Raw genomic sequence first — 20169 nt, forward strand, 5'->3', positions numbered from 1 at the left:
CCGACACAAATGCGCCGTCTTTGCCCTTCAAGTGCCGGTCTTCATCAATTTGACACGGAACTTGCAGGCCTGCGTTCGCAATGGCCAAAGGAGAAATGATGCCGTTGAAGACCGATTCGATGATTAAAATCAATATTCAGAAATTTGCCGGTGCCGCGCTTTTGCTGATCTCCGCTTGCGCTGTTTCATCGTCCGCCCAAGCCTTCACTTGCGATGATGTGCGCCATCTGACGTTTGCTGAACAAAATTATTATGCGAAGCTGCTCCACATCAGCGCCGTTGAGCGGCGCCAGATTTGGACGGCATGTTATCGCGACTATCGTCCGGGTCTGCAGGCACAATTGATTCGGCGCTAGGCCTCTGAATATCCGGGCGCCTCAGGCGTCCGTTGTGCGCCGCGGGCGTTTTTCTGAAATGCCGGCATCGGCCAGTACAGCCGCAAAATCCACTTTCGCCAGTTGCATCGCTGCCATCGTGCGGCTGTGCACGTTGAGTTTGCGGAAAATTTCAGTGATATGCGCCTTCACCGTCGTCTCACCGACGCTGAGCTCATGCGCAATCTGCTTGTTGAGCTTGCCCTGCCGAAGCATCTCAAGCACGCGCAATTGCTGCGGGGTGAGGGTCTTCAGCCGCGCGGCAACCCCGACGCTATCATTGACGGGAGGCGTCTGATCAGGGGCATACCATTCCGGTACGTAAACCATGCCGTTCATGACATTACGAATCGCGGACGCCAACTCGGGCTTGCGAACCGATTTCGGAATAAAGCCCGCGACGCCGCAGGCGAGAGCCTCGGCAACGATACGGCTATCTTCAAGCCCTGAGACAATCACGACCGGCAGCCGCGGACGCTGGCGCCGTAGGGCCAAAAGGCCCTCAAAGCCATGTGTGCCCGGCATCGAGAGATCGAGCAGCAGCAGGTCGATATTCTCTTCCGCCTCGAGAATTTTTCGTGCTTCGTCAATCGAGCTGGCTTCGAGAGTTTCCGCAACCGGAAATGCAAGATGAATGGCGTTCTGAAGCGCCTCGCGGAACAGCGGGTGATCGTCAACGATTAAAAACCGCTCCAGCATCGTGCGTCCCGACCGTTTTGCCTCCGAAAATGTAACATCTTGCGCAGGCATTGAAATCGGCTTTCTTCGAGAGCATGGCACAACGGCAAATCCTTGCCGTCGCCGCGAACTTCGCCATCATAGAAAGCACGGCCAACCGCGCCATTGGACTTTCGGCCATTCGCACGAGCGCGGCGAAGCTTTACCTGCGCAAAAGGTGGGTGATGAGTGACCGCATCTCCGCCGGCTTCACCGGTTTCAGGAGCAACTCGCAGCGGGCCTCCTTGACAGCCTCGGCGACATCCGGTGTCCGGTCGGCCGTCAGGACGATGGCCGGCACCCCTTCACCGAAGACTTTGCGCAGGAGCCGCACGGACTTCAGCCCGACCTCGCCATTGTCGAGATGATAGTCGGCGAGAACGATATCGGGGGGCGGCCCACCAGCGAGATCGCTGGCCTCGCTGAAGTTGCGAACGGCCCTCGTTTCGCATCCCCATTGCCGCAGCAAGGTGATCATCCCCGCTGCGATGGCTTTATCGTTTTCGATAACCACTGCGCGGGCCGACAAATTCATTTGCCGGATGGGTGATTGGATGGGTCCTCCAGGTTGGCGCGCCAGCGCCAAGGTCCTTGGGACCCGCAGGCCGAAGCACGAGCCACGCCCCTCGTAAGAGCGCAGAAAAATGTCGTGCTTAAGCGCCGCCGACATTCGGCGGACGATCGAAAGGCCAAGCCCGAAGCCAAGGCTTTTGCCCCGCTCGGAAGCTTCGCCGCGCTCGAACTCCTGGAAAATCACTTCGCGCTCGGCATCAGCGATGCCTGGGCCCGTGTCATAAACCGCGACGCAGACCTCACGGCCTCGCGGCCGCGCACAAATCAGCACATGGCCGGCTTCCGTATAGCGAACAGCGTTGGCGGCGAGGTTTTGTATAATACGCCGCAACATCAGCGGATCCGACATGACCCAGAAACGCGTCCGCCGGAAACGCAGCGTGATGCCTTTATCGACCGCCAACGGCAACAAGCCGCCAATGACCGAATTGAAAATCTCATTCAGATCGACGGGTTGGATTTTCGGCCGTAGCGCGCCAGTTTCAAGCCGCGACAGATCAAGCATCGTCCGCAGCAAATCTTCGACGATCGACAAGGCTTGATCGACCTGATCGACGAGCGGGGCGCCTGGCTGGCCTTCTTCTATTTCAGCGAGCGCCGACAATGTGAGCCGCGCCGCCTGCAACGGCTGCAGCACGTCGTGGCCAATTGCAGTGAAAAAACCCGTCTTGATCCGATTCGAGCGTTCGGCGCCGTCGCGCGCCTCTTTCAACTCCAGATTGGATCGCTCCAGCTCCACGAGCGTTGATTTCAGCTCTTCCGTGCGGGATTTCGCTTCGCTGCCGAGGGCGATCACCGTCTGGAAAAGTGAGGCCGCATTCTCCGGCTGTTCCATCGCCCGTTCGACGCGTCGCATGAGCGCGCGATTGATTTTCGTGAGTTTTTCAATGCGCCGCTCGGCGCTCTCGGCCTGCGGGAAGTTTTCGTCGACCTGGTTGAGATTGGCGAGCGTCATCGTCTCTCATTCCGTGCCGGGCGCGGGCGCGTCCAGCTTGGCGGGGCGCCAGCGTCGAAGCTATAAAAGTTTACAAACTGACGCAGGGGTTGTCCATGCGTAAGATTACACCTCGATAACCAAGACATGAACCGCCGGCCTCTTGTTCCAGACGACGCCGACAGCGGCACGGACCGCCTTCTCGATCGCGACGGAAACGACGTTGGCGTCGCGGCGCTTCGGCCGGGGCAAAGACTCGAAGGTCTGAAACACGGCTGCATCGACCACCTCGTCGAGAGCGACTCCCGACGCGGTCTTCTCGGGCAAGCCGGTCAAGACCACATCAGGGACGCCGGCCATTTCGCCCTTTCGATCGATCGCCAGGGCAATCGTCACGATGCCCGCGAACGCGAGCCGCTGGCGCGCCTTGATCGACTCGCCATCCAAGGGCACGAGAATGCTGCCATCGCGCGCAAGCTGGCCGTGCGGAACCTCGTCGATAATGGCAGGCGCGCCGGGCGCGAGGACGACAAGATCGCCATTGCGCGCCTTCACAACAGTTTCTATGCCGCGCTCTGCCGCGAATACCGCATGTTCGCTAAGATGCAGCTCCTCGCCGTGTGCCGGCACGACGATCCTCGGCCTGACCCATTCGTAAAACTGCGCGACTTCGCCACGGCGCGGATGACCCGAGGCATGGATCAGCGCGTTGCGGTCGGTGACCACTTCGACGCCCTGCCCGATCAGATTGTTGACGATGCGGCCAACCTCGCGCTCGTTGCCCGGAATGGTCCGCGACGAGAAGATCACCATATCGCCGGGCGACAGTTTTGCGATGGGATGATCGTCAACGGCAATGCGCGCCATGGCGGCGCGCGGTTCGCCCTGGCTTCCTGTCGCGAGGATGACGATTTCCTCCCGCCGTAGCGTCGCAAAAGCCTCGCCCGACAGAAAAGGATCGACACCTTCAAGATAGCCGTTCTCGCGTGCAACATTGACGACGCGCTCCATTGCGCGTCCGAGCAGAACAACCCTGCGTCCCGCCGCTTTTGCAGCCAACGCCACCGCGCGGATACGCGCGACATTCGAGGCAAAGGTCGTGACGACGACACGCGCCGTCGCGCCACCGATCACCTCTGTCAGTGCCAGTGCCACTTCAGCCTCTGAAGGACTGATACCGTCGCGCAGAATATTGGTGGAATCGCAGACGAGCGCGAGGACGCCCTCATCGCCGATCGCCGTCAGCCGCGCCGAATCCGTCGGCAAACCCAGCCCCGGCTCCGGATCGATCTTCCAATCGCCAGAGTGAACGACCGTGCCATGTGGCGTACGAATCGCCAGCGCGCAGCTTTCGGGTATCGAATGCGCGACGGGGATCAATTCTACATCGAACGGATCAAGCGCGATGCGGCCGCCCTGCTTGACCGTCGAAATCTTGATGTCCGGCGCATCGGGAATGCCCTCGAGCCGTGCGGCGAGAAGCGCGGCGGCGAACGGTGTGGCGAAGACCGGACATTGAAAACGCGGCCAGAGTTCCGCGACAGCGCCAATATGGTCTTCGTGCGCGTGCGTGATGATCAGGCCAAGAAGATCGCGTTTGATTTTTTCGACAAAAGTGAGGTCCGGCAGAACGATCTCGACACCGGCCTCATCGGAAAAAGCAATGCCGCAATCGACCATCAGCCATTTGCGCTTGTGTTGCGGACCGACGCCATAAAGGGCGACGTTCATGCCGATTTCGCCAAGGCCGCCCAACGCCACGAAGACCAGTTCGCTTCCCGCTTCGTCCATTCACCTGTCCTGACTAATGGCCGAGAACAACATCACCGGCCTCGATCGCATGCGTGCCATTCGCCTCAGTGAGGAGCAAGCGGCCCGTCGCGTCGATTGATTGAAAGACGCCTTCGAATTCCCGCGTGGCTGTCCGCACCTTGATCGGCGCGCCAACCCCAGCCGCAAGGCTTAACCACTCGGCGCGGATGGCGTCAAAGCCTTGTTCTAAAACGTGTAGCCCGCGCGCTATTTCCGCCGAGAGCAAAGCAAGAACATCCTCAGCTTTGTTGCGCACCGCATCCGTCTCGGCAAGTGCGGCGGCGGGATAAGGCAGATCTGCTGGACGCGACTGGCAATTAACACCGAACCCGATGACGACAGCGTAAGCACCCGCGGAAAGCATACGACCCTCAACCAGGATGCCGGCGAGCTTTGCACCATCGAGCAGAATATCGTTGGGCCACTTCACACGGATTCGTGAAACGTCGGACATGAGTATTTGCAACGCACGCGCCAGCGCGACGCCGGCGACGAAGCCAAGCTGTGGCGCGGAGCGCGGCTCGACGGCATCGATGAGCAAGAGACTCGCATAGAGATTGCCCGGCGGCGATTGCCATTGGCGACCGTGACGGCCACGGCCCGACGTCTGCGCACGAGCGACAATCCAGGTGCGATCCGCGCCGTCTCGCGCCGCATCAAACGCAGCATCGTTGGTCGAGCCGATCGTTTGAAAGACGTGAAGCTGGTAGCCTGCAGCGAGCGCCGCATCAGCAAGAATGAACGTCTCGGCGGCTCCGGCGGAAAAGTTCAAAACAGCGTCTTGGCGGCGGCGACCGTCGCTGCAAAGAAGGGCGCAGGATAGACGAACATGAGCACAACAAAAATTCCCGCGACGGCGAGGACCACGCGCAAGACCGTCGGCGCTTTGTCAAACGCCGTCGCCGGTTCATCGAAATACATGATCTTCACGATGCGCAGATAATAATAAGCCGCCACGACGCTGGTGACGAGGCCGATCACCGCGAGGCCGTAAAGATGCGCCCGCACCGCAGCGTCGAAGACATAAAATTTGGCGAAGAACCCCGCCAGCGGCGGAATACCGGCGAGTGAAAACATCAGCATCGATAAGAAGAACGCCATCGCCCCGTCGGAGCGCGCGAGTCCGGAAAGATCGCTGACGTTCTCGACCGGCTTGCCGCCCACCTGCATCGAAAGGATCGCCGCGAATGTGCCGAGAACCATGACGAGATAGATGCCGAGATAGAACAAAACCGCCGCCACGCCATCCTGATTATGCGCAGCAAGACCGACGAGCGCGAAGCCGACATGGCCGATCGAAGAATAGGCCATCAACCGCTTGAAGCTCTGCTGTCCGATCGCGGCGAAAGAACCCAGCGCCATCGACAGGATCGAAATGAAGATAACGATCTGCTGCGATTGCACAGCAACGCCCGGAAAGGCGCTGATAATGACACGGACGGTGATCGCGAAGGCCGCGATCTTCGGCGCCGTCGCGAAAAAGGCCGTCACCGGCGTCGGCGCCCCCTGATAGACATCTGGTGTCCACATATGGAAGGGCACGGCGGAAATCTTGAAGGCCAATCCGGCCATCAGGAAGACGAGGCCAAACACGACGCCGAGCGACGGTATGCCCGTCACCGCCGAAGCGATCCCGGCGAACGAAACGGTGCCGGCGAAGCCATAGAGCAGCGACGCCCCGTAAAGGAGCATGCCGGACGAAAGCGCGCCGAGGACGAAATATTTAAGGCCGGCTTCCGAGGCTTTCGCATCGTCGCGATGAAACGCCGCGATAACATAAAGCGCGAGCGACATCAGTTCGAGGCCGAGATAAAGCGCGATAAGTCCGTTCGCTGATATGAGCAAAGACATGCCAAGAGTCGAAAGCAATACAAGCACTGGAAATTCAAACTTGTTGATTTTTTCCTGCACAAGAAAATGATGCGAGATCAGCAGCGTCACGATCGAGCCGATATAACACATGCCCTTCGCGAAGCGCCCGAAGCCGTCGTCGATGAAAGCGCCACCGAACAGCACCGCATTCGCCTTGCCGCTGAAAAGCGACAAGAGCGCAAGGCCGAGGACGCCCACCGCGAGTTCCGTGATGATGAATTCGGCACGTTCGCGAATGGCACCGACCAGGATCAGCGCCAGAACGCCGACGGTCAGGATTGCTTCAGGCAGGCAATGCGAAAGCGCGAAGGTAAAACCGAACGTACTCATTGGGACAGACCCACTACTTGCAGCGTCCGTTCATGCGCCTCGGCCAGACGCAATTCGATGCCCTGAACGAGATTTGTGACCGAAGGCGCCGTGTTATCGAGGAGCGGCCCCGGATGCACGCCGTAATAGATGATGATCAGAAAGAGCGGTGCGAGCGTCACGATCTCGCGTAGCGAGAGATCAGTAATGCCCTTCAGGCTTGGCTTGTCGAGCACGCCGAAAATAATGCGCCGGTAGAGGTAAAGCGCATAGCACGCTGAAAGAATGGTGCCGAGTGCCGCGAAGGCGCCTACCCACGAATTCACCTTAAAGGCACCAAGCGTTGACAGGAATTCGCCGATAAAGCCCGACGTACCCGGCAGACCGATATTGGCCATAGTGAAAAGCATGAAGGCGAGAGCGTAAAGCGGCATACGCGCGACGAGGCCACCATAGGCGGCGATCTCGCGTGTGTGCATCCGGTCGTATATGACGCCGACGCTGAGGAACAAGGCGGCCGAAACGAGCCCGTGCGAGATCATCAGGAAGAGCGCGCCCTGCACACCCTGCTGCGTCATGGAGAACAGGCCGATGGTGACAAAGCCCATATGCGCGATCGATGAATAAGCGACAAGCTTCTTCATGTCGGTTTGCACCAACGCGACCAGCGAGGTGTAGACGATACCTATGACCGATAGCGCGAAGATGAGAGGCGCAAAATGCGCGGACGCCTCCGGGAACATCGGTAGCGAAAAACGCATAAAGCCGTATCCGCCCAATTTCAGCAATATGGCCGCGAGATCCACCGACCCACCGGTCGGCGCCTCGACATGCGCGTCCGGCAGCCAAGTGTGGACCGGCCACATCGGCAGTTTCACCGCGAAAGAGGCGAAGAAGGCGAGCCACAGCCAAGTCTGCATCTGGGGCGGGAAATGAGTCTTCAACAGGATGGTGATGTCTGTCGTGCCGGCAAAATTGTACATCGCCATGATGGCGATGAGCATCAAAACCGAGCCGAGCAGCGTGTAAAGGAAGAATTTGAAGCTCGCATAAACGCGCCGTTTACCGCCCCAGATCCCGATGATGAGGAACATCGGGATCAAACCGCCCTCGAAGAAAAGATAGAAAAGCACGAGATCGAGCGCGGAGAACGCGCCGAGAAGCAGCGTCTCGAGGATCAGAAACGCGATCATACATTCCTTCACCCGGAACTGAACCGACCGCCAGGACGCGAGGATGCAGAAAGGTTTGAGGAAGGTCGTCAGCAAGATGAAAGGCGCCGACAAACCGTCGAGGCCGAGTTTATAGACAAGGCCGTCGCCAAACCAGCGATGTTCCTCGACGAGTTGAAAGGCCGAGGAACTGAAATCAATCTTCGAACAAACGACCAGCGAGAACAGGAAGGTGATGATTGCTGTCGCCAGCGCCGCCCAGCGCGCGTTGTTTTGCGTCGCCTTATCATCGCCGCGCAGGGTCAGGATGAAGGCAGCGCCGACGAGCGGCAGAACTACGAGCCCCGAGAGGATGCCAAAACCGAACATCAGCGCAGGCTCCCCACGAGGTAATAGGTGATGAGCGCCGCGACGCCGATCAGCATGGCGAACGCGTAATGGTAGAGATAGCCACTCTGCAACCGCACCACGCGATTGGTGACGTCCACGACGCGTGCCGCAACGCCATTGGGACCGAAACGATCGATGATGTTCTCGTCGCCGCCTTTCCACAACAGATTGCCGAGCCAGAACGCCGGGCGCACGAAGATGCGGTCATAAAGCTCGTCGAAGTACCATTTGTTGAGCAGAAAACGATAAAGCCCGGGCATGGCGTCGGCCCATTTCTGCGCTGTACCGGGCGCGAGAATATAAACATAGAGCGCAACGAAAAAGCCGCCGACCATCATGAGGGTCGGGCCAAGACTTACGAGCGCCGGCACATGCTCCATCGCCTGAAGGATATGGTTTGCCGGGCCATAATAAAGCGCAGACTTCCAGAAGTCGGGACCGCCCTCGCCGATGAAGAAATGCTTGAACACGAAACCCGCCACCAGCGCGCCGAAGGCGAGGACGAAAAGCGGGACGAGTACCACCGGCGGCGATTCATGCGGAGCATGCGCGTGATTATCATAGGCATGATCGGCATGAGCCGTAGCCACCGCGTGACCATTGTGCGCGTCAGCGATGCCGGCATATTCGTGCGCATGATCCTCATGCGCGTCCTGCCAGTGCGGATGGCCGAAAAAGGTCAAGAACACCAAGCGCCATGAATAGAACGAGGTCAGACCTGCCGCGACCGTCACGAGGACAAAGGCATAAGTCGCCGTCCATCCGTGGCCCGCATAAGAAGCCTCGATGATCGCATCTTTGGAGAAATAGCCTGCCGTTAGCGGAAAGCCGGTCAGCGCCAAAGTGCCGATCGTCATCATGATGAAAGTCGCCGGGATCTTGCTCGCGAGGCCGCCCATTTTCCGCATGTCCTGCTCGTGGTGCATCGCCATGATGACGGAGCCCGCGCCGAGGAAGAGCAGCGCCTTGAAGAAAGCGTGCGTGAACAAATGGAAAATGCCGAGCGAATAGCCGCCGACGCCGAGACCGACGAACATGTAACCGAGCTGCGAACACGTCGAATACGCGATGACGCGTTTGATGTCGTTCTGCACGAGCCCGACCGTCGCGGCGAAAAAGGCCGTCGTGCCGCCGATAAAGGTGACAAAGGAAAGCGCTGCTGGCGATTGTTCGAACAAAGGCGACAGCCGGGCGACCATGAAGACGCCGGCCGTGACCATGGTCGCCGCGTGGATCAAAGCCGAAACGGGTGTCGGGCCCTCCATCGCATCTGGCAACCAGGTATGGAGCAGGAATTGCGCCGATTTGCCCATCGCGCCCATGAAGAGCAGCAGACAGGTGATCGTCATCGCGTCGAGATCGGCGCCGAAGACATGGATCGTCTTATGCGCAAGGCCCGGCGCGGCGGCGAAGATCGGATCGAATGTCACCGAATTCGTCAGGATGAAAACGAGGAAAATGCCGAGCGTGAAGCCGAAGTCACCGACGCGGTTGACAACGAAAGCCTTGATCGCCGCGGCATTGGCGGACGGCTTCTGATACCAGAAGCCGATGAGCAGGTAGGAGGCAAGGCCGACGCCCTCCCAGCCGAAGAACATCTGCAGCAGATTGTCGGATGTCACCAGCATGAGCATGGCAAAGGTGAACAGCGACAGATAGGCGAAGAACCGCGGCCGCGACGGGTCGTCGTGCATATAGCCTATCGAATAAAGATGCACGAGCGCCGATACTGTCGTGACGACGACGAGCATGACGGCTGTCAAAGTATCGACGCGCAAAGCCCAATCGACATGCAACGCACCGGAGTCGAACCAACTCGTGAGAAGTTCGATCGAAGATGGGTTTTGATTGGTCAGAAAGCCGACGAAAGTCACCCACGCGAGCGCCGCCGCGACGAAGAGCAAGCTTGTCGTAATAAGCTCCGACGGCCGCGGCCCAATCAGCCGGCCAAAAATCCCGGCAATGAGAAAGCCCGCGAGCGGAAGGAAGACGATCGCCTGATACATCCGGCTCAGCCCTTCATCAGGTTGATGTCTTCGACCGCGATCGTACCGCGAATACGATAATAAGTGACGAGAATGGCGAGACCGATCGCTGCCTCCGCCGCCGCGACCGTCAGCACGAACAGCGCGAAGACCTGGCCGGTGAGATCGCCGAGGAAAGCGGAAAAGGCGACGAGGTTGATATTGACCGCCAGCAGGATCAACTCGACCGACATCAGGATGACGATGATGTTCTTACGATTGACGATGATGCCGGCCACGCCAAGCGTAAACAGGATCGCGGCGACGACGAGATAATGTCCCAGCGCAACTTGCATCGTCAGACCCCCGCCCGTGACGGCTGTTTCTTCATTTCGACTGCTGTCGCCGCCGTGCGCGCGTTCTGTTCGGCAATATTCTGGCGCTTCACGCCCGACTTATGATGCAGCGTCAAGACGATTGCGCCGATCATCGCAGTCAGGAGAACGAGCCCCGAGGCCTCGAACAGATAGGCATATTGCGTATAGAGCACCCGGCCGAGCGCTGCCGTATTGGTGAGGCCATAAAGCGCGGGCGACGCCGTCACCTCGAATTCACCGCTGCTGAGGTGCCAGGCCGCAACGCAGAACGCCAGCTCCAAAAGCACAATGCCGCCGACAGTGACGCCGACCGGCAGATTGCGCATGAAGCCTTCCTTGAATTCGGCGAAGTCGACGTCGAGCATCATGACGACGAAGAGGAATAGCACCGCAACGGCGCCGACATAGACGATGACGAGGATCATCGCCAGGAACTCGGCACCAAGCAGCAGGAAGAGCCCCGCCGCATTGACGAAGGCGAGAATGAGATAAAGCACCGAATGAACGGGATTGCGCGCCGTGATCACCATGAACGCGGACGCAATCAAGATCGCGGAGAAAAGATAAAAGAAGAAGGTGACGAGATTCACCGGCCGCGCCCTCCCCTCGTTCTATCTGTCGCCAATATGTTTACTCCCGCGCGCCTTTGCATTGTTATCACCGATAGGGTGCGTCGAGCGCAATGTTACGGGCGATTTCACGCTCCCAGCGGTCGCCGTTGTCCAGCAGCCGCCCCTTGTCGAAATAGAGTTCCTCGCGCGTCTCGACCGAGAATTCGGCGTTCGGCCCCTCGACGATCGCATCGACCGGGCAAGCTTCCTGGCAGAAGCCGCAATAAATGCATTTCACCATGTCGATATCGTAGCGCGTCGTACGGCGCGTGCCGTCGTTGCGGCGCGGCCCGGCCTCGATAGTGATCGCCTGCGCCGGACAGATCGCTTCGCAAAGCTTGCAGGCAATGCAGCGTTCTTCGCCATTCGGATAGCGGCGCAGCGCATGTTCGCCGCGATAGCGCGGCGATTGCGGATTCTTCTCGTGCGGATAGTTCAGCGTCGCTTTCGGCTTGAAGAAATAACGCATCGACAGAAAGAAGGCGCCGACGAATTCCTTCAGCAAAAGCGATTTGGCAGCTGCTTCGATTTTCATCGCATCACCTCATTGCGCCATCGAGCCGCCCCAGCCGGTGAATTCAAGCACCGCGGCGACAAGGACGACCATGACCAGAGAGATCGGCAAAAACACCTTCCAGCCGAGCCGCATGAGCTGATCGTAGCGATAACGAGGCACAAAGGCCTTCACCATCGCGATCAGGAAGAACAGCAAGCAGACTTTCAGAACGAACCAGATCGGACCCGGAATCCAGGTGAACGGTGGGAAAGGAATCGGCGACAGCCAGCCACCGAGGAACAGGATCGTCCCCAGCGCGCACATGGTGATGATCGCCACATATTCGGCGAGCATGAAAAGCAAGTAGGGCGCCGAGGAATATTCGACCATGAAACCCGCGACGAGCTCGGACTCCGCCTCGACGAGATCGAAGGGCGGCCGGTTCGTCTCTGCCAAGGCCGAGACGAAGAAGATCACGAACATCGGCAGGAGCGGTAGCCAATACCAGCCGAGCAGGCCAAAGCGCGAATCCTGCGCCTTCACGATATCTTCGAGGTTCAGCGAGCCGACGCAGAGCAGCACGGTGACGAGCACGAAGCCGATTGAGACTTCGTAGGAGACCATTTGCGCGGCCGAGCGCAGCGCCGACAGGAACGGATATTTCGAGTTCGATGCCCAGCCGCCCATGATGATGCCATAGACCGAGAGCGACGAGATCGCGAAAATGTAGAGAATGCCGACATTGATATTGGCGATGCTCCAGCCTTTCCCGATCGGAATAACCGCCCAGGCGGCGAGCGCCAGAAAACCAGTGAGGACCGGCGCCAGCAGGAACAGGCCTTTGTTCGCGCTGTCCGGGATGATGGGCTCCTTCAGCACGAACTTGATCAAGTCGGCGAAGCTTTGCCACAGGCCCCAGGGACCGACGACATTCGGGCCGCGCCGCAATTGCACCGCTGCCCAGACCTTGCGATCCGCTAAAAGGATGTAGGCGATGAAAATCAGCAGAACGACGAGCATCACGACGCTCTTCACAAGGGTCAATAGAAGCGCCAGAGCGTCCATGATCGATGCTACTCCGCCGCTTGTTTCAAATGGCCGCGCGCCAGCGCCGAACATTCGGCCATGACAGCCGAGGCGCGCGCGATCGGATTGGTCAGGAAGAAATCCTCGATCGACGAGACGAAAGCCGCATCGCCGGGGCTCACGCCGCCATCGGAGATATTGGCAATATCCGCGGGATCGCCGGGCACGATTGCATCGATCTTGGCGAAGAGCGGATAGTCGGCAAACAGCTTCTGCCTCAGCGCGTGCAGCGAGTCGAACGGCAGTGTCTTACCGATGGTAGCCGAGAGCGCCCGCAGGATCGCCCAATCTTCACGCGCATCGCCGGGCGGAAAATTAGCCCGCTCGGCAAGCTGCACGCGGCCTTCCGTATTGACGTAAAGGCCCGGCTTCTCGGTGTATGTCGCACCCGGCAGGACAACATCGGCACGATGCGCGCCACGGTCACCATGGGTGCCCTGATAAATGACGAAGGCGCCCGGCGCGATGTCGATCTCGTCGGCACCGAGATTGAAGATAACGTCCAGCGCGCCGGACTGCGTCATCGTCAGCGCGTCAAGGCCGCGCTCACCCGGCACGAACCCGAGATCGAGCGCACCCACGCGCGCCGCAGCGGTATGCAGAACGCCGAAGCCGGTCCAGCCTTCCTTGATGCAGCCGAGCGAAACGGCGGCTTTGGCGGCCTGCGCGAGAATGGCCGCGCCATCCGGCCGTGCCAGCGCGCCCTGCCCGACAAGCAGCAACGGCCGCTCTTTCTGTGCCAGCGCATGATCGATGAAGCGCGCCAGACTTTCCGGTCCGGCGCCGAGATGATTATAGGAATAGGTGAGATCGGCGTTTTCGCCGATCACGCCAAGCAGCAGATTGCCCTTGAGCCAGCGCTTGCGAATGCGGGCGTTGAAAACCGGCGCTTCCTTGCGCGGGTTTGAGCCGATGATCATGATCGCATCGGCGTCGTCGATCCCGGCAATCGTCGGGTTGAAAATATAGCTCGCGCGGCCGAACTTCGGATCGAGCTTCGAGCCGTCCTGTCGGCAATCGAGCGACACAACGCCGAGGCTTTGCATTAAAAGCTTCAGCGCGAAGATTTCTTCCGCCGCGGCGAGATCGCCAACAAGCGCGCCGATACGCGCTGCCGGCACGGCTTTGATCTTCGCCGCAATCGCTGCAAAGGCCTCCTGCCAGCTCGCCGGACGCAGCTTGCCGTTCTCGCGGATGTAGGGGCGGTCAAGCCGACGCGTCTTCAAGCCATCGACGATCTGCCGCGTTTTGTCGGAAATCCATTCCTCGTTCACCGCATCGTTGAGGCGCGGCAGGATCCGCATCACTTCGCGCCCGCGCGTATCGACACGGATCGACGAGCCGAGAGCATCCATCACGTCAACGGATTCGGTCTTGGTCAATTCCCACGGGCGCGCCTTGAACGAGTAAGGCTTCGGCAACAAGGCGCCGACCGGACAGAGATCGGCGATGTTCCCCTGCAATTCCGAACCCATCGCGGTTTCGAGATAGGTCGTGATTTCCATATCCTCGCCGCGCCCGATCGCGCCCATGTCTCCCGTGCCGGCAACTTCCGCCGTGAAGCGGACGCAGCGCGTGCAATGGATGCAGCGATTCATCGAGGTCCGCACCAGCGGGCCGATATATTTGTCTTCGACCGCGCGCTTGTTCTCCTCATAGCGCGAGCCGGAAAAACCGAAGGCGACCGCCTGGTCCTGCAAATCGCATTCGCCGCCCTGATCGCAGATCGGGCAATCGAGCGGATGGTTGATGAGCAGGAATTCCATGACGCCATGACGCGCCTTTTTCACCATCGGCGAATTGGTAAGGACGACCGGCGGCTCGCCTTTCGGGCCGGGGCGCAGATCGCGCACCGCCATCGCGCACGAGGCGACGGGCTTCGGCGGGCCGCCCTTGGCCTCGACGAGACACATACGGCAATTGCCGGCGATCGAGAGCCGCTCGTGGAAGCAGAAGCGTGGGATTTCGGCGCCGGCGGCTTCGCAGGCTTGCAGCAGCGTATATTCCGGCGGCACTTCGATTTCGATGCCGTCGACAATGAGCTTGCTAAGTTTGGCTGGTTCGCTCATCGCCTACTCCGCCGCCACGCCGAGGCCGGCCAAAGGCTCCGAATGCGGGTTGGCCGAATAATCGTCGATCTTCTTCTCAATCTCATGGCGGAAATGCCGGATGAGGCCTTGCACCGGCCATGCCGCAGCATCGCCGAGCGCGCAGATCGTATGGCCCTCGATGTCGGTCGAAACTTCGAGCAGCAGATCGATCTCGCGTTTTTGCGCGCGACCTTCGCTCATCCGGGTCAACACACGCCACATCCAGCCCGTACCCTCACGGCAGGGCGTACACTGGCCGCAGCTTTCATGCTTGTAGAAATAGCTGATGCGGGTAATGGCGCGGACGATATCCGTCGACTTGTCCATCACGATGACGGCTGCCGTGCCAAGGCCGGACTTCAGATTGCGCAACGTGTCGAAATCCATCGGCGCGTCGATGATCTCGTGCGCCGGCACGACCGGAACCGAAGAGCCGCCCGGAATGACCGCAAGCAGATTATCCCAGCCGCCGCGAACGCCGCCGCAATGGCGTTCGATCAATTCGCGGAACGGAATCGACATTACCTCTTCGATATTGCACGGCGCGTTGACGTGACCGGAGATGCAGAAAAGTTTCGTGCCCTTGTTGTTCTCGGCGCCGAAGCTGGAGAACCAGGCGGCACCACGGCGCAGGATCGCCGGTGCGGCAGCGATTGATTCGACATTGTTCACCGTCGTCGGGCAGCCGTAGAGGCCCATATTGGCCGGGAACGGCGGCTTCATCCGCGGCATTCCCTTTTTGCCTTCGAGCGATTCGAGCAACGCGCTTTCTTCACCGCAGATATAAGCGCCAGCGCCATGGTGGACGTAAATATCGAAGGGCCAGCCGTGCACATTGTCCTGGCCGACGAGATTGGCCTCATAGGCCTCCTCGATCGCTGCCTGCACGCGCACGAATTCAAGCCGGTATTCGCCACGGACATAAATATAGCAGGCATGCGCCTGCATGGCGAAAGACGCGAGCAGACAACCTTCGATCAGAAGATGTGGATCGTTGCGCAGGATTTCGCGATCCTTGCAGGTGCCGGGCTCCGACTCGTCGGCATTGACAACGAGATAGGAGGGCCGCGCCGGGTCGGGCTTCGGCATGAAGGACCATTTGAGGCCGGTCGGAAAGCCGGCGCCCCCGCGCCCGCGCAGGCCCGAGGCCTTCATCTCGTTGATGACCCAATCCTTGCCCTTATCGACGATCGCTTTCGTATTGTCCCAGCCGCCGCGCGCCTGCGCGCCCTTCAGGCGCCAGTCGCCGAAGCCATAGAGATTGAGAAAGATGCGATCCTTGTCGTCAAGCATCGTGCGACCTCAATGTCCGCCTGAACCGGGTTCGACCTTCGGCGGGGGTGCCGTTACGGTCTTTTCCGGTTGCCCGACGGAATGCTCCTGTTCCTGGTTGATGCGCGCGCTCGCGGGCTCGGCCGGTGCCTCGTTCTGCGCGTGCCATTCATGGTGCGCGGCAGCCGTGTCATGGCCGTTGGGTGGCGCATGATAGGTCTGCGGGCCACTCAATCCATCATGGCCGTAAAGGCTCGTCAGCGAGGTCAGGCCGCCCGCGGGCTCCGAGCTTCTGCGTCCGCTTTGCGACCCGACCTTGACGTGATGCCCTGCCGCAAGATTGTCGAGCAGCTTGTTGAAATTCTCTTCGGTCAGATCTTCGTAATAGTCATCATTGATCTGCACCATCGGCGCATTGCAGCAGGCGCCAAGGCATTCCACTTCGAGCCAGGAAAACAGACCATCGGCTGTGACGTGGCTTTGCGCGCCGATGCGGGCCTGGAGCACTTTCTTGATTGCATCGGCGCCACGCAGAACGCAGGGCGTCGTGCCGCAGAACTGAATGAAATATTTGCCGACCGGGGCGAGATTGAACATCGTATAGAAGGTCGCGACCTCGAACACGCGGATCGTCGCCATGCCGAGCTTCGCCGCAACATTCTCGATTGCCGGCTTCGGCAGCCAACCGTCATTCTGCTTCTGCGCGATCCAAAGCAGGGCGATCACGGCCGACGCTTGGCGTCCCGGCGGATATTTGGCGATCTCCCGCCCGCAGCGCGCCTCGTTCTCCGGCGTGAAGGCGAAGCTTTCGGGTTGTATTTCGGCGAGGCGGCGCACGCTCATCGATGGCCTCCCAAAAGCGTTTCATTTGCGGGGTGCCCGCGCACCACAAAAGTATTCCACAAACTATTTGCTACGGTTTTGCCAAGTCCAAATCCCGATATTAACGCAACAATCAAGACAATTAAAAGCAGCAATCCATCGTGTGGCCCCGGATAATTAGTGGGTGACAACACAAATTTCACGACAAGCATTCCGGCGATCAACGCAGACAAACACGATCCAACGATGCCACCTGCGACCGAGACGACAAATCCAGCTAACTTCAGCTCAAGGCTTTCGGGATTCATCGATCGACCTCCCCGAAAACAATGTCGAGCGAGCCGAGAATAGCGCTCACGTCAGCGAGCATCGTCTTGCGGCAAAGGAAATCCATCGCCTGGAGATGGGCGAAGCCCGGCGCGCGGATTTTACAGCGATAGGGTTTGTTGGTACCGTCGGAGACGAGATAGACGCCGAACTCGCCCTTCGGTGCCTCAACCGCCGCATAGACTTCACCAGCCGGCACATGGACGCCCTCGGTATAAAGCTTGAAGTGATGGATCAAGGCCTCCATCGACTGCTTCATCTCTGCGCGACTCGGCGGCGCGACCTTGCCTTTGACATGCACCGGCCCCTGTCCGTTCGCGGACATGAGCTTCTCGACACATTGTTTCATGATGCTGGTCGACTGCCGCATCTCTTCCATGCGGATAACCTGACGATCGTAATTGTCGCCATGTAAGCCGACCGGGATGTCGAACTGCATTTCCTCGTAGCATTCGTAGGGCTGCGACTTGCGTAAATCCCACGCCGCGCCCGAACCGCGCACCATGACGCCGGAAAAGCCCCAGCGCCAGCAATCTTCAAGGCTGACCACGCCGATATCGACGTTGCGTTGTTTGAAGATGCGGTTCTCGATGAAGAGTTCCTGCAGATCGTCGAGCACTTTCAGGAAAGGATCGCACCAATTGCCGATGTCTTCGATCAAGCGCGGCGGCAAATCCTGATGCACGCCGCCGGGACGGAAGTAAGCCGCATGCATCCGCGAGCCAGACGCGCGCTCATAGAAGACCATGAGCTTTTCACGTTCCTCGAAGCCCCAGAGCGGCGGCGTCAAGGCGCCGACGTCCATCGCTTGCGTCGTGACGTTGAGGAGATGCGACAGGATACGGCCGATTTCGGCATAGAGAACACGGATCAATTGCGCGCGGCGCGGCACCTCGACGCCGAGCAATCTCTCAATAGCAAGACAGAACGCATGTTCCTGGTTCATCGGCGCGACGTAATCGAGCCGATCGAAATAAGGCACGTTCTGCAGATAGGTGCGCGCCTCCATCAGCTTCTCGGTGCCGCGATGCAGCAGGCCGATATGCGGATCGACACGCTCCACGACTTCGCCGTCGAGTTCCAGAACAAGCCGCAGCACGCCATGCGCCGCGGGATGTTGCGGGCCGAAATTGATCGAGAAATTGCGGACGTTCTGATCGGTCATTGCGGTTTGACTTGCGGGTCCTGAACGGGCGGCACGGTACTGGCCTTTTCGTCACCTGGAAGCACGTAATCGACCGCGCCCTCCCATGGCGAGAGAAAGTCGAAGCTGCGAAACTCCTGCCGCAAATTGACCGGCTCGTAGACAACCCGCTTTTGCGCATCGTCGTAACGAACCTCGACATAGCCGGTCATCGGGAAATCCTTGCGCAAAGGATGCCCCTCGAACCCGTAGTCGGTGAGAATGCGCCGCAAATCCGGGTGACCCGAAAAGAACACGCCGAAAAGATCGTAGGCTTCTCGCTCGTACCAATCGGCGGCGGGATAAAGCGCCGTCAGCGAGGCCACCGGCACATCCTCGTCGGTCGCGACCTTGATGCGGATGCGACGGTTGTGCTTCGGCGACAACAAATGCGTCACAACATCGAAGCGTGGCACACGCGTCGGATAATCGACGGCCGTGAGATCGATGAAGGAAACGAAGAGGCAGGACGGGTCGTCGCGCAGATAACGCACGGTCTCGATGAGCCGCGCCGGCTCGACATCGAGCGTCAGTTCGTCATAGGCCACGACGCTCGCGGCGATGGCGCCAGGGAGTGCAGCAGCGATCGAATTTCCAAGGGCCTGAAGTTCGTCGCTCATCCACACAATTCCTCAGCGCTCGATCGTCCCGGTCCGGCGTATTTTTTTTTGCAGCAGCAGCACGCCGTACAGCAGGGCCTCGGCTGAGGGCGGACAGCCCGGGATGTAAATATCAACCGGCACGATCCGGTCGCAGCCACGCACCACCGAATAAGAATAATGATAATAGCCGCCGCCGTTGGCGCACGAGCCCATCGAGATGACGTAGCGCGGCTCCGGCATCTGGTCGTAGACCTTGCGCAACGCGGGCGCCATCTTGTTGGTGAGCGTACCGGCGACGATCATCACATCGCTTTGCCGTGGCGACGCGCGCGGCGCGAAGCCGAACCGTTCGACATCGTAGCGCGGCATCGACACCTGCATCATCTCGACAGCGCAGCAGGCGAGACCGAATGTCATCCACATCAGCGAGCCGGTGCGCGCCCAGGTGATCAGGGCGTCGGCGGTCGTCACCAGCATACCCTTGTCGGCCAGTTCGTTGCTGATCGCAAGAAAGCTCGGGTCGTCGGAGCGTACCGGCCTGCCCGTCGCGGGATGAACGAGTGTGCCGGAAGCGCTGTCCGAGAGGGCGCTCAATCCCATTCCAACGCTCCCTTTCGCCACTCGTACACAAAGCCGATCGTCAGGACGCCCAGAAAGATCATGACGGCCCAGAAGCCAGCGCTCCCGATCGCCTTGAAGGCCAGGGCCCAGGGAAAGAGAAAGGCGACTTCAAGATCGAAGATGATGAACAGCAGCGAGACGAGATAAAACCGCACGTCGAACTTCATGCGTGCGTCGTCAAAGGCGTTGAAGCCGCACTCGTAGGCCGAGAGCTTTTCGGTATCCGGGGCCTTGAAAGCGAGCAAAAAAGGCGCCACGGCCAAAGCCGCGCTGATGATCGCCGCGACGACCATGAAGATGACGAGCGGCAGATACTGTGCGAGCAGGTTTGGCATGGTCCATATATCCTAGGCGGTAGACTAGGAGACTTCTAATTCCAACCAAGCGTTCCCTACCGCAGTGCAATCTTCGGCGCAAGCACATGCCCGTGAGATTTACCGCTCTCGCCAAACTTTTCTTTTTCGTTGAGGCAGGAATCGGTCAATGCAAATGAATTCAACATATTAGACCAAAATCAGCATTGCCCGCCAGTCAGGCCCGGCGGACTTCAGTCGCGCGCCCCGGA

General features: G+C 59.6%; 19 protein-coding genes and 1 pseudogene. 1 reads left to right on the forward strand and 19 read right to left on the reverse strand.

Annotated features, from left to right (window positions below):
- Positions 1–80: 80 nt before the first annotated feature.
- Positions 81–356: a hypothetical protein gene (locus tag WDN02_RS17850; protein ID WP_337294761.1), complete on the forward strand. Its 276-nt coding sequence runs from the start codon at positions 81–83 to the stop codon at positions 354–356.
- 21 nt (positions 357–377) lie between these two features.
- Here the strand turns inward: WDN02_RS17850 and WDN02_RS17855 are convergent, their stop codons facing one another.
- The 19 genes and pseudogenes from WDN02_RS17855 to WDN02_RS17945 form a co-directional block, all read right to left on the reverse strand.
- A complete protein-coding gene (locus WDN02_RS17855; RefSeq protein WP_337294762.1) occupies positions 378–1073 on the reverse strand; it encodes a response regulator transcription factor in 696 nt (231 codons plus the stop codon).
- A gap of 181 nt (positions 1074–1254) precedes the next feature.
- Positions 1255–2619, reverse strand: coding sequence for a hybrid sensor histidine kinase/response regulator (locus WDN02_RS17860; protein WP_337294763.1), 1365 nt, complete (start codon positions 2617–2619; stop codon positions 1255–1257).
- A gap of 105 nt (positions 2620–2724) precedes the next feature.
- On the reverse strand, positions 2725–4389 hold the full coding sequence (locus WDN02_RS17865; RefSeq protein WP_337294764.1) for a ribonuclease J: 1665 nt from the start codon (positions 4387–4389) through the stop codon (positions 2725–2727).
- A 13-nt stretch (positions 4390–4402) separates the two neighbouring features.
- Positions 4403–5182, reverse strand: coding sequence for a biotin--[acetyl-CoA-carboxylase] ligase (locus tag WDN02_RS17870; RefSeq protein ID WP_337294765.1), 780 nt, complete (start codon positions 5180–5182; stop codon positions 4403–4405).
- Complete coding sequence (nuoN, locus tag WDN02_RS17875; RefSeq protein WP_337294766.1) at positions 5179–6612, reverse strand: NADH-quinone oxidoreductase subunit NuoN; 1434 nt, start codon at positions 6610–6612, stop codon at positions 5179–5181. Before nuoN ends, WDN02_RS17870 begins: the two co-directional genes overlap by 4 nt.
- Positions 6609–8132: an NADH-quinone oxidoreductase subunit M gene (locus tag WDN02_RS17880; RefSeq protein WP_337294767.1), complete on the reverse strand. Its 1524-nt coding sequence runs from the start codon at positions 8130–8132 to the stop codon at positions 6609–6611. The genes nuoN and WDN02_RS17880 overlap by 4 nt, the downstream gene beginning before the upstream one ends.
- Positions 8132–10159, reverse strand: a complete 2028-nt coding sequence (gene nuoL / locus WDN02_RS17885; protein WP_337294768.1) for an NADH-quinone oxidoreductase subunit L — start codon at positions 10157–10159, stop codon at positions 8132–8134. Before nuoL ends, WDN02_RS17880 begins: the two co-directional genes overlap by 1 nt.
- A gap of 5 nt (positions 10160–10164) precedes the next feature.
- Positions 10165–10473: an NADH-quinone oxidoreductase subunit NuoK gene (gene nuoK, locus WDN02_RS17890; protein ID WP_337294769.1), complete on the reverse strand. Its 309-nt coding sequence runs from the start codon at positions 10471–10473 to the stop codon at positions 10165–10167.
- Between the two features lie 2 nt (positions 10474–10475).
- A complete protein-coding gene (locus tag WDN02_RS17895; protein WP_337294770.1) occupies positions 10476–11084 on the reverse strand; it encodes an NADH-quinone oxidoreductase subunit J in 609 nt (202 codons plus the stop codon).
- A gap of 67 nt (positions 11085–11151) precedes the next feature.
- On the reverse strand, positions 11152–11640 hold the full coding sequence (nuoI, locus tag WDN02_RS17900; RefSeq protein ID WP_337294771.1) for an NADH-quinone oxidoreductase subunit NuoI: 489 nt from the start codon (positions 11638–11640) through the stop codon (positions 11152–11154).
- Positions 11641–11649: 9 nt separating this feature from the next.
- Positions 11650–12666: an NADH-quinone oxidoreductase subunit NuoH gene (gene nuoH / locus WDN02_RS17905; RefSeq protein ID WP_337294772.1), complete on the reverse strand. Its 1017-nt coding sequence runs from the start codon at positions 12664–12666 to the stop codon at positions 11650–11652.
- Between the two features lie 8 nt (positions 12667–12674).
- Complete coding sequence (nuoG, locus tag WDN02_RS17910; RefSeq protein ID WP_337294773.1) at positions 12675–14756, reverse strand: NADH-quinone oxidoreductase subunit NuoG; 2082 nt, start codon at positions 14754–14756, stop codon at positions 12675–12677.
- Positions 14757–14759: 3 nt separating this feature from the next.
- Positions 14760–16070: an NADH-quinone oxidoreductase subunit NuoF gene (gene nuoF, locus WDN02_RS17915; RefSeq protein WP_337294774.1), complete on the reverse strand. Its 1311-nt coding sequence runs from the start codon at positions 16068–16070 to the stop codon at positions 14760–14762.
- Between the two features lie 195 nt (positions 16071–16265).
- Positions 16266–16892, reverse strand: a pseudogene (gene nuoE, locus WDN02_RS17920) (NADH-quinone oxidoreductase subunit NuoE); the annotation flags it as partial.
- Positions 16889–17179: a hypothetical protein gene (locus WDN02_RS17925; protein WP_337294775.1), complete on the reverse strand. Its 291-nt coding sequence runs from the start codon at positions 17177–17179 to the stop codon at positions 16889–16891. The pseudogene nuoE and the gene WDN02_RS17925, both read right to left, overlap by 4 nt.
- On the reverse strand, positions 17176–18363 hold the full coding sequence (locus WDN02_RS17930; RefSeq protein WP_337294776.1) for an NADH-quinone oxidoreductase subunit D: 1188 nt from the start codon (positions 18361–18363) through the stop codon (positions 17176–17178). The genes WDN02_RS17925 and WDN02_RS17930 overlap by 4 nt, the downstream gene beginning before the upstream one ends.
- A complete protein-coding gene (locus WDN02_RS17935) occupies positions 18360–19001 on the reverse strand; it encodes an NADH-quinone oxidoreductase subunit C (protein WP_337294777.1) in 642 nt (213 codons plus the stop codon). The genes WDN02_RS17930 and WDN02_RS17935 overlap by 4 nt, the downstream gene beginning before the upstream one ends.
- Positions 19002–19013: 12 nt before the next feature.
- On the reverse strand, positions 19014–19583 hold the full coding sequence (locus tag WDN02_RS17940; RefSeq protein WP_337294778.1) for an NADH-quinone oxidoreductase subunit B family protein: 570 nt from the start codon (positions 19581–19583) through the stop codon (positions 19014–19016).
- Positions 19574–19939, reverse strand: a complete 366-nt coding sequence (locus WDN02_RS17945) for an NADH-quinone oxidoreductase subunit A (protein WP_337294779.1) — start codon at positions 19937–19939, stop codon at positions 19574–19576. The genes WDN02_RS17940 and WDN02_RS17945 overlap by 10 nt, the downstream gene beginning before the upstream one ends.
- Positions 19940–20169 lie beyond the last annotated feature (230 nt).

Source organism: Methylovirgula sp. (assembly GCF_037200945.1).
In the GTDB taxonomy this organism is placed as follows: domain Bacteria; phylum Pseudomonadota; class Alphaproteobacteria; order Rhizobiales; family Beijerinckiaceae; genus Methylovirgula.

Bases quoted from the DNA above. Each gene is read 5' to 3' on its own strand.
- WDN02_RS17850 (WP_337294761.1), top strand. From the start codon at position 81: ATGGCCAAAGGAGAAATGATGCCGTTGAAGACCGATTCGATGATTAAA.
- WDN02_RS17855 (WP_337294762.1), bottom strand. From the start codon at position 1,073: ATGCTGGAGCGGTTTTTAATCGTTGACGATCACCCGCTGTTCCGCGAG.
- WDN02_RS17860 (WP_337294763.1), bottom strand. From the start codon at position 2,619: ATGACGCTCGCCAATCTCAACCAGGTCGACGAAAACTTCCCGCAGGCC.
- WDN02_RS17865 (WP_337294764.1), bottom strand. From the start codon at position 4,389: ATGGACGAAGCGGGAAGCGAACTGGTCTTCGTGGCGTTGGGCGGCCTT.
- nuoN (WP_337294766.1), bottom strand. From the start codon at position 6,612: ATGAGTACGTTCGGTTTTACCTTCGCGCTTTCGCATTGCCTGCCTGAA.
- WDN02_RS17880 (WP_337294767.1), bottom strand. From the start codon at position 8,132: ATGTTCGGTTTTGGCATCCTCTCGGGGCTCGTAGTTCTGCCGCTCGTC.
- nuoL (WP_337294768.1), bottom strand. From the start codon at position 10,159: ATGTATCAGGCGATCGTCTTCCTTCCGCTCGCGGGCTTTCTCATTGCC.
- nuoK (WP_337294769.1), bottom strand. From the start codon at position 10,473: ATGCAAGTTGCGCTGGGACATTATCTCGTCGTCGCCGCGATCCTGTTT.
- nuoI (WP_337294771.1), bottom strand. From the start codon at position 11,640: ATGAAAATCGAAGCAGCTGCCAAATCGCTTTTGCTGAAGGAATTCGTC.
- nuoH (WP_337294772.1), bottom strand. From the start codon at position 12,666: ATGGACGCTCTGGCGCTTCTATTGACCCTTGTGAAGAGCGTCGTGATG.
- nuoG (WP_337294773.1), bottom strand. From the start codon at position 14,756: ATGAGCGAACCAGCCAAACTTAGCAAGCTCATTGTCGACGGCATCGAA.
- nuoF (WP_337294774.1), bottom strand. From the start codon at position 16,070: ATGCTTGACGACAAGGATCGCATCTTTCTCAATCTCTATGGCTTCGGC.
- WDN02_RS17925 (WP_337294775.1), bottom strand. From the start codon at position 17,179: ATGAATCCCGAAAGCCTTGAGCTGAAGTTAGCTGGATTTGTCGTCTCG.
- WDN02_RS17930 (WP_337294776.1), bottom strand. From the start codon at position 18,363: ATGACCGATCAGAACGTCCGCAATTTCTCGATCAATTTCGGCCCGCAA.
- WDN02_RS17935 (WP_337294777.1), bottom strand. From the start codon at position 19,001: ATGAGCGACGAACTTCAGGCCCTTGGAAATTCGATCGCTGCTGCACTC.
- WDN02_RS17940 (WP_337294778.1), bottom strand. From the start codon at position 19,583: ATGGGATTGAGCGCCCTCTCGGACAGCGCTTCCGGCACACTCGTTCAT.
- WDN02_RS17945 (WP_337294779.1), bottom strand. From the start codon at position 19,939: ATGCCAAACCTGCTCGCACAGTATCTGCCGCTCGTCATCTTCATGGTC.